The 13390-nt window shown below is 60.7% G+C and carries 9 protein-coding genes; 7 read left to right on the top strand and 2 right to left on the bottom strand.

The features are described from left to right. Window positions 1-93: 93 nt before the first annotated feature. Window positions 94-1014 carry an ornithine carbamoyltransferase gene (argF, locus tag JOE27_RS21940; RefSeq protein WP_046787764.1) on the top strand — a complete coding sequence of 307 codons (921 nt, stop codon included), beginning with the start codon at window positions 94-96 and terminating at the stop codon, window positions 1012-1014. Beyond that, window positions 1011-2120: an ABC transporter ATP-binding protein gene (locus JOE27_RS21935; protein WP_046787765.1), complete on the top strand. Its 1110-nt coding sequence runs from the start codon at window positions 1011-1013 to the stop codon at window positions 2118-2120. Before argF ends, JOE27_RS21935 begins: the two co-directional genes overlap by 4 nt. A 38-nt stretch (window positions 2121-2158) precedes the next feature. Here the strand turns inward: JOE27_RS21935 and ybaK are convergent, their stop codons facing one another. Then, window positions 2159-2629 (bottom strand): Cys-tRNA(Pro) deacylase, encoded by a 471-nt coding sequence (gene ybaK, locus JOE27_RS21930; protein WP_046787766.1) that lies wholly within the window; start codon window positions 2627-2629, stop codon window positions 2159-2161. 300 nt (window positions 2630-2929) lie between these two features. Here ybaK and JOE27_RS21925 point away from each other — a divergent pair, with 300 nt between their 5' ends. The 4 genes from JOE27_RS21925 (at window position 2930) to glpD (ending at window position 7894) form a co-directional block, all read left to right on the top strand. Next, complete coding sequence (locus JOE27_RS21925) at window positions 2930-3781, top strand: MIP/aquaporin family protein (RefSeq protein WP_046787767.1); 852 nt, start codon at window positions 2930-2932, stop codon at window positions 3779-3781. Window positions 3782-3822: 41 nt separating this feature from the next. Then, on the top strand, window positions 3823-5322 hold the full coding sequence (glpK, locus tag JOE27_RS21920) for a glycerol kinase GlpK (protein WP_046787768.1): 1500 nt from the start codon (window positions 3823-3825) through the stop codon (window positions 5320-5322). A 113-nt stretch (window positions 5323-5435) separates the two neighbouring features. Further along, window positions 5436-6191 carry a DNA-binding transcriptional repressor GlpR gene (gene glpR, locus JOE27_RS21915; RefSeq protein ID WP_115273715.1) on the top strand — a complete coding sequence of 252 codons (756 nt, stop codon included), beginning with the start codon at window positions 5436-5438 and terminating at the stop codon, window positions 6189-6191. Between the two features lie 173 nt (window positions 6192-6364). Continuing rightward, window positions 6365-7894 carry a glycerol-3-phosphate dehydrogenase gene (gene glpD, locus JOE27_RS21910; protein ID WP_204919887.1) on the top strand — a complete coding sequence of 510 codons (1530 nt, stop codon included), beginning with the start codon at window positions 6365-6367 and terminating at the stop codon, window positions 7892-7894. 36 nt (window positions 7895-7930) lie between these two features. On the opposite strand, the gene JOE27_RS21905 is transcribed toward glpD, so the two are convergent. Then, on the bottom strand, window positions 7931-12055 hold the full coding sequence (locus tag JOE27_RS21905) for an NEL-type E3 ubiquitin ligase domain-containing protein (RefSeq protein WP_204919885.1): 4125 nt from the start codon (window positions 12053-12055) through the stop codon (window positions 7931-7933). Between the two features lie 341 nt (window positions 12056-12396). Between JOE27_RS21905 and JOE27_RS21900 the strand changes: the two genes are divergently transcribed. Continuing rightward, window positions 12397-13314 (top strand): glutamate/aspartate ABC transporter substrate-binding protein, encoded by a 918-nt coding sequence (locus JOE27_RS21900; protein ID WP_115273713.1) that lies wholly within the window; start codon window positions 12397-12399, stop codon window positions 13312-13314. Window positions 13315-13390: the final 76 nt, after the last annotated feature.

Below are 13390 nucleotides of genomic sequence, written 5' to 3'. Positions count from 1 at the left end.
GTCCGCCCCGTGCGGCTTACGCCGCAGGTCACTCCCGTTGTCAAAAAAACCATACGGTCGACCTGCATACCGTTGCAGATAAGGTAGTCAATCATGAGCGCTAGGCACTTTCTCTCCCTGCTGGATTTCACCACCGACGAATTGCTCGGTGTGATCCGCCGAGGCATCGAGCTGAAGGACCTGCGCAAGCGCGGCGTGCTGTTCGAACCGCTGAAAAACCGTGTCCTGGGCATGATCTTCGAAAAATCCTCCACCCGGACCCGGGTGTCGTTCGAAGCCGGCATGATCCAGCTCGGTGGCCAGGCTATCTTCCTGTCGCCACGTGACACACAGCTGGGCCGGGGCGAACCGATCAGCGACAGCGCCATCGTGCTGTCGAGCATGGTCGATGCGGTGATGATCCGCACCCACGCGCACAGCACCCTCACCGAGTTCGCTGCCAATTCACGCGTACCGCTGATCAATGGCCTTTCCGATGAGTCGCACCCCTGCCAATTGCTGGCCGACATGCAGACGTTCCACGAGCACCGTGGCGCTATCCAGGGCAAGACCGTGGCCTGGATCGGCGATGGTTTCAATATGTGCAACTCGTACATTGAGGCTGCCCGGCAGTTCGATTTCCAGCTGCGCATCGCCTGCCCGGAAGGTTATGACCCTGACCCACGCTTCATGGCACTGGGCGCAGACCGCGTGCAGATCATCCGCGATCCACGTGAAGCCGTACGTGGCGCGCATCTGGTGACCACCGATGTCTGGACTTCCATGGGCCAAGAAGAGGAAACTGCACGGCGCCTGGCGCATTTCGCGCCTTACCAGGTCACCCGCGAACTGCTTGACCTGGCGGCACCCGATGCCCTGTTCATGCACTGCCTGCCCGCCCACCGCGGCGAGGAAATCAGCCATGACCTGCTCGACGACCCCCGTTCGGTCGCGTGGGACCAGGCTGAAAACCGCCTGCATGCACAGAAGGCCCTTCTCGAATTCCTTGTCGAACCGGCTTACCACCACGCATGAGTCAACCCCTACTGCTCAACCTGCGCAACCTCGCCTGCGGCTACGGCGACCAGCGCATCGTCCAGAACCTCAACCTGCACCTGAACGCAGGCGACATCGGTTGCCTGCTGGGTTCGTCGGGTTGCGGCAAGACCACCACCCTGCGCGCCATCGCCGGCTTCGAGCCGGTACACGAAGGTGAGATCCAGCTCGCGGGCGAAGTCATTTCCCGCGCCGGTTTTACCCTGTCCCCGGAGAAGCGCCGCATAGGCATGGTGTTCCAGGACTATGCGCTGTTCCCGCACCTGACCGTGGCGCAAAACATCGCCTTCGGCATCGCCAAGCACCCATCCCAGGGGCAGGTGGTCGAAGAAATGCTCGAGCTGGTCAAGCTCGGTGGCCTCGGCGGGCGGTACCCGCATGAGCTCTCAGGCGGCCAGCAACAGCGCGTGGCCCTGGCCCGGGCGCTGGCCCCAGAGCCGCAATTGCTGCTGCTGGACGAGCCGTTTTCCAACCTGGACGTCGAATTGCGCCGACGCCTGAGCCACGAAGTCCGTGACATCCTCAAAAGCCGTGGTACCAGCGCGATTCTGGTTACCCATGACCAAGAAGAAGCCTTCGCGGTCAGCGACCATGTGGGCGTGTTCAAGGAAGGCCGCCTGGAGCAGTGGGACACGCCCTACAACCTCTACCATGAGCCGCAGACGCCATTCGTCGCCAGTTTCATCGGCCAGGGTTATTTCATCCGTGGCCAGATGAGCAGCCATGAGTCAGTCAACACCGAGCTCGGAGAGCTGCGGGGTAACCGCGCCTACATCATGGCCCCCGGCAGCTCGGTAGACGTGCTGCTGCGCCCTGACGATATCGTCCCTGACGCCGACAGCGCACTGCGCGCAAGCATCGTCGGCAAGAGTTTCCTGGGCGCATCGACACTGTACCGCCTGCAATTGCCGACAGGCAGCCAGCTGGAAGCGATCTTCCCGAGCCATATCGATCACCAAATTGGCGAGCAGGTCGGCATTACCGTCAAAGCTGACCACCTGGTGCTGTTCCCGGTACCCGGCAGTGTCGCGGCGCAGTTGCCACGGCAGGAAAACGGAGTGCGTCGCTACAGCTCGGCGACCTGATTCAGCAACGTGGGGCTGCCAGGCGGCCCCTGCGCAACTCAACCCCGACCGATACCGGCGAAGGTGCCCTGGGTCTGCTCGGCCAGAACAGCAGCAGCCAGTTCCACTTCCAACCCCCGTCGCCCGGCACTGACATGGATGGTGGCAAAGTTCTGCGCCGAATCGTCGATGAAGGTGCGCAGACGCTTTTTCTGCCCCAGCGGACTGATTCCGCCCACCAGGTAACCTGTGGCACGCTGAGCTGCCGCGGGGTCGGCCATCTCGCATTTCTTCACGCCTGCGGCATGGGCAAGCGCCTTGAGGTCCAGCGTGCCCACAACAGGCACCACGGCCACCAGCAACTCGCCCTTCTCACTGCAGGCCAACAAGGTCTTGAACACCTGCTGCGGTTCCAGCCCCAGTTTTTCAGCCGCCTCCAGCCCATAAGACGCCGACTTTGGATCGTGTTCATAACTGTGCACGCGGTGTTGCGCGCGCGCCTTTTTCAAAAGATCGAGGGCCGGGGTCATGCAGTGCTCCGCTCCGAGACAATTCGGCGGCTACTTTAGGACAAATCCTACACTCCAGCCAGTTCACAGCTGACACGCCGCTCTAGCGTGGGATTCGCGCCCGCATTCAACGCTCATATCGTGACCGATCGTTCACTTTCGACCTTTGACATAAGCGTTTCTTGTCTATATTTTTTCGTTTCTGAATAAATGGTGCACTTTTTAAGTGCATTCCTACATGCGCCCGGGGTCAATGGGGATGGACGCCGGGCTTTGCTGTCGAGCGCTTAGCGCCTCACAACAAAAAAAAAGAGGTCATACATGACGACTGCTCTACGCGAACCTACGCTGTCCAGCCAATGCCTGGCCGAATTCCTCGGCACGGCGCTGCTCATCTTTTTCGGCACAGGATGCGTCGCCGCCCTCAAGGTCGCGGGCGCCAGCTTTGGACTGTGGGAAATCAGCATCATCTGGGGCGTCGGCGTGAGCATGGCGATCTACTTCACCGCCGGTATATCAGGTGCGCACCTGAACCCGGCCGTCAGCATCGCCCTTACCCTGTTCGCAAGCTTCGACAAACGCAAACTGCCGTTCTACATGCTGGCCCAGGTTTGCGGCGCCTTCTGCGGCGCGGCGCTGGTCTACACCCTGTACAGCAACCTGTTCTTCGATTTCGAACAAACCCATGCCATGCTGCGCGGCAGTAGCGAAAGCCTGGAACTGGCGGCGGTGTTCTCCACCTACCCACACCCTTCGCTTTCCACCGCACAGGCGTTCCTGGTCGAAGTGGTGATCACTGCAATCCTGATGGCGGTCATCATGGCCCTGACCGACGACAACAACGGCCTGCCCCGTGGTGCGATGGCACCGCTGCTGATCGGCCTGTTGATCGCCGTGATCGGTAGCGCCATGGGCCCGCTGACCGGCTTTGCGATGAACCCGGCCCGCGATTTCGGGCCCAAACTGATGACCTTCCTGGCCGGCTGGGGCGAAATCGCCTTCACTGGCGGTCGGGATATCCCTTATTTCCTGGTTCCGGTGTTCGCGCCGATCTTCGGCGCTTGCCTGGGTGCTGCGACCTATCGTGGCTTGATCGCCCGCAACCTGCCGACGGCACCAAGCGCGAACCCAGAGACAAACGGCAATCGCCAGGGCGATACTCAAGCCAACTGATGCTGGCGCCCTGACTTCCTCATTTTGCAAGGCCTATGACCATGACAGATACCCAGGACAAGAACTACATCATCGCCCTGGACCAGGGCACCACCAGCTCGCGGGCCATCATCTTTGACCGCGACGCCAATGTGGTCGGCACCTCCCAGCGCGAGTTCGCCCAGCATTATCCACAAGCCGGCTGGGTCGAACACGACCCGATGGAGATCTTCGCCACACAGAGCGCGACCATGGTCGAAGCCTTGGCACAGGCCGGCATCAGCCATGCGCAGGTCGCCGCACTGGGCATCACCAACCAGCGTGAAACCACAGTGGTATGGGACAAGGAAACCGGCCGCCCGGTGTACAACGCCATCGTCTGGCAGTGCCGGCGCAGTACAGAGATCTGCGCACAACTCAAGCGCGACGGGCATGAACAATACATTCGCGAAACCACCGGCCTGGTCACCGATCCGTACTTCTCCGGCACCAAGCTCAAGTGGATCCTCGACAATGTAGAGGGCGTACGTGAGCGGGCCGAACGCGGCGAACTGTTGTTCGGTACCGTGGATACCTGGCTTATCTGGAAGTTTTCCGGCGGCAAGGTGCATGTCACCGACTACACCAATGCCTCGCGCACGTTGATGTTCAACATCCACAGCCTGCAGTGGGATGAAACGATGCTCGACATTCTCGGCATCCCGCGCCAGATGCTGCCCCAGGTGCGCCCGTCTTCCGAAGTCTACGGCCACACCAAGAGCGGCATAGCCATTGCCGGTATCGCCGGTGACCAGCAGTCCGCGCTGTTCGGCCAGATGTGCGTGGAACCCGGTCAGGCCAAGAACACCTATGGCACGGGTTGTTTCCTGCTGATGAACACGGGCGACAAAGCCGTAACCTCCTCCCACGGCCTGCTGACCACCATTGCCTGCGGGCCACGTGGCGAAGTGGCCTATGCCCTGGAAGGCGCAGTGTTCAACGGTGGTTCCACCGTGCAATGGCTGCGCGACGAACTCAAGATCGTCAACGATGCCCTGGACACCGAGTACTTCGCCAGCAAGGTCAAGGACAGCAACGGGGTTTACCTTGTGCCCGCCTTCACCGGCCTGGGCGCACCGTACTGGGACCCTTACGCCCGCGGCGCGCTGTTCGGCCTGACGCGCGGGGTGAAAGTCGACCACATCATCCGTGCTGCGCTGGAGTCGATCGCCTACCAGACCCGCGACGTACTGGACGCCATGCAGCAGGACTGCGGCCAACGCCTGTCCGAGTTGCGTGTCGACGGTGGCGCGGTGGCCAACAATTTCCTCATGCAATTCCAGGCCGACATTCTCGGCACCTGTGTGGAACGCCCGAAAATGCGCGAAACCACTGCCCTTGGCGCCGCTTACCTGGCGGGCCTGGCCTGTGGTTTCTGGAGTGGCCTGGACGAGTTGCGTGACAAGGCGATCATCGAGCGCGAGTTCAGCCCGCAACTCGATGAAGCGAAGAAGGAAAAACTGTACGCCGGCTGGCGCAAAGCCGTCGAGCGTACCCGCGACTGGGAAGATCACGAGGCCTGATCGCCCTGGGCAGGGGCTGCTTCGCGGCCCCCGTCACCCCACGGCCTACTGGCCGTAGTCCCTTTCCTACGGCATCATTGCAGAATTTGTCCGGCAGCCCATAAGGACCGCCCATGAATCTGCCCCCACGCCAACAACAAATCCTCGAGCTGGTACGCGAACGCGGCTACGTCAGCATCGAAGAAATGGCGCAGCTGTTCGTCGTCACCCCGCAAACCATCCGTCGCGACATCAACCAGCTCGCCGAGCTCAATCTGCTGCGCCGCTACCACGGTGGCGCCGCCTATGATTCGAGTATCGAGAACACTGCTTACGCCATGCGCGCCGACCAGATGCGCGACGAAAAACAGCGTATTGCCGACGCCGTGGCCCGGCAAATTCCTGACCATGCCTCGCTGTTCATCAACATCGGCACCACCACCGAATCGATTGCCCGGGCGCTGCTCAACCACAACCACCTGAAGGTCATCACCAACAACCTGCACGTTGCTGCGATCCTTGCCGCCAAGGATGATTTCGAAGTATTGGTCGCAGGCGGCACAGTACGCCGTGACGGGGGCGTGGTTGGCCAGGCGAGCGTCGATTTCATCAGCCAGTTCAAGGTCGACTTCGCCTTGGTCGGCATCAGCGGTATCGATGAAGACGGTAGCCTGCTGGACTTCGACTACCAGGAAGTACGGGTTTCCCAAGCAATCATCGCCAACGCCCGTCAGGTCATCCTGGCTGCCGACTCCAGCAAATTCGGGCGTAACGCCATGGTACGCCTGGGCTCGATCAGCCTGGTCGATTGCCTGGTGACCGACCAGCAGCCATCCCCTGCACTGGGTGAGTTGCTCAACCAGTACAAGATCCGGCTCGAGGTGGTTTAAACCGCAAGCGGGTCCAGAAGGGCCCGCGATTTTCGATATTGTTCATTTTATTGTCATCTCATCAGTTTTTTCTATAAACACTGACTGGCGATGGCCGTTCTGTTGCGCTAGTATTTTCGGAAACGAACATTAATGTTCATATTCGATGTGAACAGCCCCAGGAGGCCTTGCCCGTGTCCCAGCCCGTTTCGTCCCAGCCCCTACTTGCCGATTGCTATGATCTTGCCGTGATCGGCGGTGGCATCAACGGCGTGGGCATTGCTGCCGACGCCGCCGGGCGTGGCCTCAAGGTCTTCCTCTGCGAAAAGGACGACTTGGCCCAGCACACCTCCTCGGCCAGCAGCAAGCTGATCCATGGCGGCCTGCGCTACCTGGAACACTATGAATTCCGCCTGGTCCGCGAGGCACTGGCCGAGCGCGAAGTGCTACTGGCCAAGGCACCGCACATCGTCAAACCAATGCGCTTCGTGCTGCCGCACCGCCCGCACCTGCGCCCGGCCTGGATGATCCGTGCCGGCCTGTTCCTCTACGATCACCTGGGCAAGCGCAAGCGCCTGGGCGCCTCGCGCAGCCTGCGCTTTGGCCCGGGCTACCCGCTCAAGCCGGCCATCACCCGCGGTTTCGAATATGCAGACTGCGCGGTAGACGACGCCCGCCTGGTAGTACTCAATGCCATGGCTGCACGCGAGCAAGGTGCGCACATTCATACCCGCACCCGCTGCCTGCGCGCAGAACGTGTCGATGGCCTGTGGCAGGTAGAGCTGCAGCATGCCGACGGCAGCCTGCAGACGATTCGCGCGCGTGCCTTGGTCAACGCCGCCGGTCCGTGGGTCGCCCGGTTCATCAAGGATGACCTCAAACTCGATGCACCGTACGGCATACGCTTGATCCAGGGCAGCCACCTCATCGTGCCGCGCCTGTACGAGGGGGATCACGCCTACATCCTGCAGAACGAGGACCAACGCATTGTCTTCTGCATCCCCTACCTGGACCGCTTCACCCTGATCGGCACCACCGATCGCGAATACAGCGGCGATCCGGCCAAGGTGGCGATCACCGGGCAGGAAACCGACTATCTGCTCAAAGTGGTCAACGCACACTTCAATCATCAGTTGAGCCCCAGCGATATCCTGCACACCTACTCTGGCGTGCGGCCGCTGTGCAACGACGAATCGGACAACCCGTCCGCAGTCACGCGTGACTACACCCTCGCGCTGTCCACGCCCCAAGGCGAGGCGCCGTTGCTGTCCGTGTTTGGCGGCAAGCTGACCACATACCGCAAGCTTGCAGAATCGGCCATGGCGGAACTCAAGCCGTTCTTCACCCAGATGGGCAAAAGCTGGACAGCCAGCGCCACACTGCCAGGTGGTGAAGACATGAGTACACCTCAGGCACTGGTCGACGACCTGCTTGCGCGCCATCAATGGCTCGCGCCGGACATCGCCAAGCGCTGGGCGGTAACCTACGGCAGCCGCACCTGGCAATTGCTGGAAGGTGTGAGCGGCCCGCAGGATCTGGGCCAAGCGATTGGGGGTGGCCTCTTCACCCGTGAAGTCGATTACCTGCGCCAAACCGAATGGGCCGTCAGCAGTCAGGATATTCTCTGGCGCAGGACCAAGCTGGGCCTGTTCACCAGCGAGAGTGAACAGCGCGCACTGGCTGACTACCTGGCACAGGGCAACGCACGCAGCAACGCCGCCTGAACCTTGTAGGGCGACCGCATGGCGGTCGCCCTACGCTCAGGCTTCCCGCCCATACGCCTCTTTTGCCAATGCCAGGTAAAGGGCCCGTTCCTCGCTATTGAGCGCTTCCATCAATGCCGCAGCGTGCTCAAGGTACTGCTGCTCACCCGACTCGCCAGCCTGACGCTCATAGGCTTCCAGCTGTTCATGATACGGCGCGGCCAGGGCTTCGAAGCGCTCGGGATTGAGATTGCGCACAAACCCTTGCCAAAACTCTCGTTGCGCCAGTGCATTGCTTAACACGTCGATGTTTTCACCGGCGATGACGGTATTGCCCGCCCGCATGATCCGTGCGCGCGTAACACCGCTGTGCTCAAAGTAATTCATATGCCGGGGTTGCGCCGGCAGGTCGAGCATTTCAGCCAAGTGGACCCGGTAGGCGAGGTAAACCTCGATGTCATCCACAGCGGCAAATGGGTCCTGGCGCATTTCCTGGATATGCCGAGCGGCAATACTGTCCACAGCGTCCAGGCGATAAAGCGAGCGCCCCAGCCTCAACAAGGTCGCCTCGGCCCGCGCGCCTTCTTCGCCTGCGGTGTGCAAGGCAATATGGGTATTGACTTCCAATTGACTGAGGATCAATAGCAGCCGGTCCTCGCACGTCCTTTGCCCTTGCGTCTGCCAGTACACGGCTTCGCGCACATCGGTGTTGTCCGCGCAAAGCTCGAGTATCCGCCATACCCTTGCGCGGTAGTAACGCGGATGATCGAGGAAGTCATCCGAGCCTGCGAAATCTGCCAGAAAGCGAAACAGGTCAGCAGACTGGGGTTCCTCGGACAGCATTGTCCAGACCTGCGCGCGCCGGATGCGCACATCGTCGTTTACGTCACCCACCCAACGATCGAGCAGGGTGTTGTCGGCGATGGCGTGCTGGTAGGAGTGACGACGTTGAGCGGCCGCAACACTGCTGCTGGCAAGCAGTTCCTGACTCCCTTCATCCAGAGGGTTGTCATGCACTGAGACTCGTTGCAGTCGATCGCTAAGGCTGCGCAAGTGCCCGTTCACCTGGCGTATCTGGTTCTCGCGAACATCCACCAACCCTCTCCAGGGCATCAGGCCATCGTCTGGCAAGCCTTGCAGCCCGGTTGCTCGCAGCGACACTTCACGCAAGTTGCGCAACCCTGAGAGGTCAGGCACCTGGCCCAACGGGTTATAGTTCAGATCGAGTTGCCGAAGCAGCGTCAGGCTTGCCAGCCTTTGACTGCCCGCATCATCAACGGTAATCCGATTACCCGACAGCCGCAGGGTCCGCAGTTCGGTAAAGCGTTCAAGGCCAACCGGCAAGGTGGTCAGCTCGTTGTCCCGCAGATCCAGCTCGCGAATATGCGTGAACCTGCGCAGAAAATCTTCATCTACCTGCTCAAGGCGCATGTTGCGCAACGTCAAACGCCGAACATGGCTGAACTCGATGTCTGCCGGAAGGCTCGGCAAACTGCCCACCTGCTCACCATCGAGATGCAGGACGTAATCGTCACCGGCAAGGCCTGCCGTCTTGCGCCGCCAGGCGCGACGGATCTGGTTGGCTATGCGTTCTCGTCGAAGCCCATCCATGAAGCCCACGCGCTGTCGCCGCCAGGCATCAAGCGCCCCACGCAGGCTTTCCAACTGCTGCTGAAGACGGCTGAGGTGGTCCCAGAGCCCGATTTGGCGGTGCATCAGGTCGCGTATGTAAGCGTCCAGTTGCGCATCGGTCAAGGTAGGGAAAATATCATGTATGCCACGCCGGATCGCTTGGCGGCTGCTCTCGCCACCGCCACTGAGCACATAGCCGATACGACCGTCGGCAATTCGTCGCGGCGGTCGATAGCGCTCGGCGATAGGTTCAAGGCCCATCAACTTCGCTGACTTCTGCCGATCAGCGCTGGCCTTTCGAGAAAGCCTTTCGCCCAGCTCACGGGCCGTCATCCGATCACCCCCCAGCACCATTTTCTGGCTTTCCTCGAGGGTAAGGAGCAGGCACGGCATATAACCCTGGGCAGGGGCTAACGCGGTGGCATCACTCAAGTGATAACCCTGGTCGGTCTGGATGACACATCTGATTCGCGACGCATCGCTGCCACCCTTTGCCGCCAATAGGCGACCGCCCGATTCTCCCTGGCGCAGCTCGATACGCACCGACTGCGGCCAGGGAGCCAGTTCATCGATCAACTCCAGAGCCAGTCGCTGGGTATCGGCAGTGACCGCACCCGGGTGCTCGAACCCCATCAATGCTCGGTCAAGCCGACTTTCCTGCAAGTACCAGCGTGCGCGCTCGGCCATTGCCAGCGGTACACGGCCACTGGCCAGCAGCGCCTTGATTTGCTCACCGCTTGCCAGCCCAAGAATTTCTTCAGCGAAACGCACCGACAGACCTGGGAAGACCCTGATCAGCATGGCGCCAGCAGCAGAGGGCGGCCCTTGCCGAGCTGCCAGTTCCCGTTCGAGAGCGGCGCCTCGCAGGTCAGGATCCAGTTCAAGGCACTCGTGACGTGCATAAGCCTCTACCAGCCGGGCTGGAGCAGGCGCTTCCTGCAAGTGCAGATGGCGCAATTGATTGTGCTCAAGTCCGGTCAGGCGAAGCACCGTCTCGGCGGTCTGGTCAGATGCTTGCGCAAAGTCCCCGCCAAACCTGCGCAACAGCTCCCCTCCTCCATCGAGATAGTGAGCCGAAACCGGCCGGTGCGCCAACCTCAACCGACCTTCGCCTTCGTGCAGGGGCGTGAGCGCATCGGCAAACGGGACCCGTTCAAGCAGCCGGCCCGCACCTGCCACCCCGACGCCCACCACGGCACCGACAGCAAGGTTCTGCGCCACGCCAAACAGATGATCCAGTGCCCCCTGGCGGTCGCCTATCCGCCAATCGGTGTAACCTTTGTAGACTTCGCTGACCACATCTACTGCAGCCACGGCGAACATCACCTGCCCTAACACCGGAATGAACAGCGCAGCCAGGTTCAGCGCATCGAGCCCCGCACTTTCGAGAGCCTCCAGCCGCTGATGGCGCTCGATAGCAGTTTGGTCGCCGGTGGGTACCGCCAGGACTCTTGCATCGTCAAGCATCTTGTCGACCTGCAAGCCGCGTAAATAGGCGAACAAAGGCGTATCGATCGCAAAGTTACGCCCATCCAGAACAGCTGGCACTTGCGCGCTGCTTGCCTTGATCAGGCGCTCCAGGGTGGCAGTGAAGGCTGGTCGGTCACGTTCACTGATGAATCTTCTGAAAAAGGACCGGTAATGCGGCGCAAGCAGTCGTTTGGCCAACGATTGGTACAAGGCGTCCCAGGAGGCATGCCTGGCCACCGGCCGATACGGGTCCTGCGGTATCCAGCTGACGACCCCCACAAGTGGCCCTTCGGCGTTCTCGCGCAACTCCAGGGTGACCGCCCCATGGATACGCTTGCCCAACAGAAACAACTGGCGAGGTGTAACAACACCTGGCACCGCCGGCACGGTCGGCTTGCTTGCGAAGACGGGCAACAAGCGCAGGTAGTCCTCCTCGTCGAGTTCGCACTTGATCCTTGCCATACGCACGGCAACGTCCAGCTTGGCGCGCAGGCTTTCTTCGAACATCCGCTCCACCGCTAAACGGGCAAAATCCTCCGGCGCGGTGGGCCTGCTTTTGGGGAACAGTTGCGAGCGCAGCAGTTGTTGATACTGCCCGCCAATATCCAAGTCTCTGCAGCAGCGGGCAAACACCTCGAACGCCAGCGGCAGCCGTACCCCATGGCCGTCCTGCAGATAGGCTCGGCGATGGAGCGACGGCGTGGTCTCGCTTTCATGAAAGTTGTGCAGCGCCGCGGTCAACAAGGATTGCGCACTGTGCAGTGTCCTCCAGGGGGTATGCAGGCGTGGCGCTGCGCTGGGCATGGGCACATCGTCCTCGATGCAGACCTGCATGCTGCGCACATCGACGTTGGCCAGGCCTTTGGCCCGCATGGCCCGTTCTAGCAACGGCGAGGCGAAGGCCTCCAGGCTGGGAATGCTCGCCAACCTGTTTTTGACATGCTCAGCGGCGTCCTGCTCAAGGCGCAGGGCCCTGTGGAAGGTCAGAAGAAGATCGACATTGGCGGTTCTCAGCCAGGGCGCAAGCTGTCGGGCAATGAAGGCATCGACGGAATCGGAAGGGATCGCAATGACGGACACGAAATGAGCTCCTGATAATGAGGCAGCAAGCTCAACATGTGCTTTTCATGCAGGGGTGTTATTTAAAGCTGACGCCACGGACTCTGCGAGGCGCCCACCGTTCGGATTGCCGAACGCAATAGAGGCACTCATTCGGCGTTCCGACCACGGAGCTTTGCGCAAAAACCTTCATATAGGGTTCATGCCCAGGCTTTTCGCGGGGTTATGATCATTGTGAGAGCTTGGCACGAGTCATGCTCTACACTTGGAAGCCGAATGCACAACGCTTCATGCTGCATGCGTTGAACGAAAGAGTCCGCCAACGGCTCCATAAAAAAAACAAACACGTCGAGGAAAATTTGATGCGTATCGTTCGTCAATTGCTGGGGGCCGCCATCGCGGCTGCAGTCATCGCTTCGCCCGCCATGGCCGAGGAGCTGACCGGCACCCTGAAGAAGATCAAGGAGTCGGGCACCATCACCCTGGGGCACCGTGACTCCTCCATTCCGTTTTCCTACCTGGCTGGCAAGCCGCAACCCGTGGGTTACTCCCATGACATCCAGCTGGCAGTGGTCGAAGCCCTGAAGAAACAACTGGGTACTGACATCAAGGTCCGTTACAACCTGGTCACTTCGCAAACCCGTATCCCGCTGGTGCAGAACGGCACCGTCGACCTGGAATGCGGCTCCACCACCAACAACGTCGAGCGCCAGCAGCAGGTCGCCTTCTCGGTGGGTATCTTCGAAGTCGGCACGCGCCTGCTGACCAAGGTCAAGGATGGTCAGCCGTCCTATAAAGACTTCCCGGATCTGGCCGGCAAGAACGTGGTGACCACCGCCGGCACCACCTCCGAGCGCATCCTCAAGGCGATGAACGCCGACAAGCAGATGAAGATGAACGTGATTTCCGCCAAGGACCACGGTGAAGCCTTCAACATGCTTGAAAGCAACCGTGCCGTGGCCTTCATGATGGACGACGCTCTGCTGGCCGGTGAAATGGCCAAAGCGCGCAAGCCTGCGGACTGGGTGATCACCGGAACGCCACAGTCTTACGAGATCTATGGCTGCATGATGCGCAAGGGCGACGAGACCTTCAAGAAAGCCGTCGACGATGCCATCGTGGGCTATTTCAAGTCGGGCGAAGTCAACAAGAGCTACGACAAGTGGTTCCAGCAGCCGATTCCGCCAAAAGGCCTGAACCTTCAGTTCCCGATGAGCGACGAACTGAAAAAGCTGATCGCCGAGCCGACCGACAAGGCCGCAGACGAGAAGAAATCCTGATCCTCAGTTAGTGGCCTGGTGCGCAAGCGCACGAATCAACGCTGCAAGCCACTCATTAGTGTCTAACCTTTCATCC

Origin of the sequence: Pseudomonas sp. M5 (assembly GCF_016907075.1) — a bacterium.
Classification (GTDB): domain Bacteria; phylum Pseudomonadota; class Gammaproteobacteria; order Pseudomonadales; family Pseudomonadaceae; genus Aquipseudomonas; species Aquipseudomonas putida_E.
The sequence above is the reverse complement of the archived record's forward strand: the minus strand, read 5'-3'. Positions and strand labels throughout refer to the sequence as shown.

Excerpts from the sequence above, each read along its gene's own strand:
- argF (WP_046787764.1), top strand. The coding sequence starts at position 94 with ATGAGCGCTAGGCACTTTCTCTCCCTGCTGGATTTCACCACCGACGAA.
- JOE27_RS21935 (WP_046787765.1), top strand. The coding sequence starts at position 1,011 with ATGAGTCAACCCCTACTGCTCAACCTGCGCAACCTCGCCTGCGGCTAC.
- ybaK (WP_046787766.1), bottom strand. The coding sequence starts at position 2,629 with ATGACCCCGGCCCTCGATCTTTTGAAAAAGGCGCGCGCGCAACACCGC.
- JOE27_RS21925 (WP_046787767.1), top strand. The coding sequence starts at position 2,930 with ATGACGACTGCTCTACGCGAACCTACGCTGTCCAGCCAATGCCTGGCC.
- glpK (WP_046787768.1), top strand. The coding sequence starts at position 3,823 with ATGACAGATACCCAGGACAAGAACTACATCATCGCCCTGGACCAGGGC.
- glpR (WP_115273715.1), top strand. The coding sequence starts at position 5,436 with ATGAATCTGCCCCCACGCCAACAACAAATCCTCGAGCTGGTACGCGAA.
- JOE27_RS21900 (WP_115273713.1), top strand. The coding sequence starts at position 12,397 with ATGCGTATCGTTCGTCAATTGCTGGGGGCCGCCATCGCGGCTGCAGTC.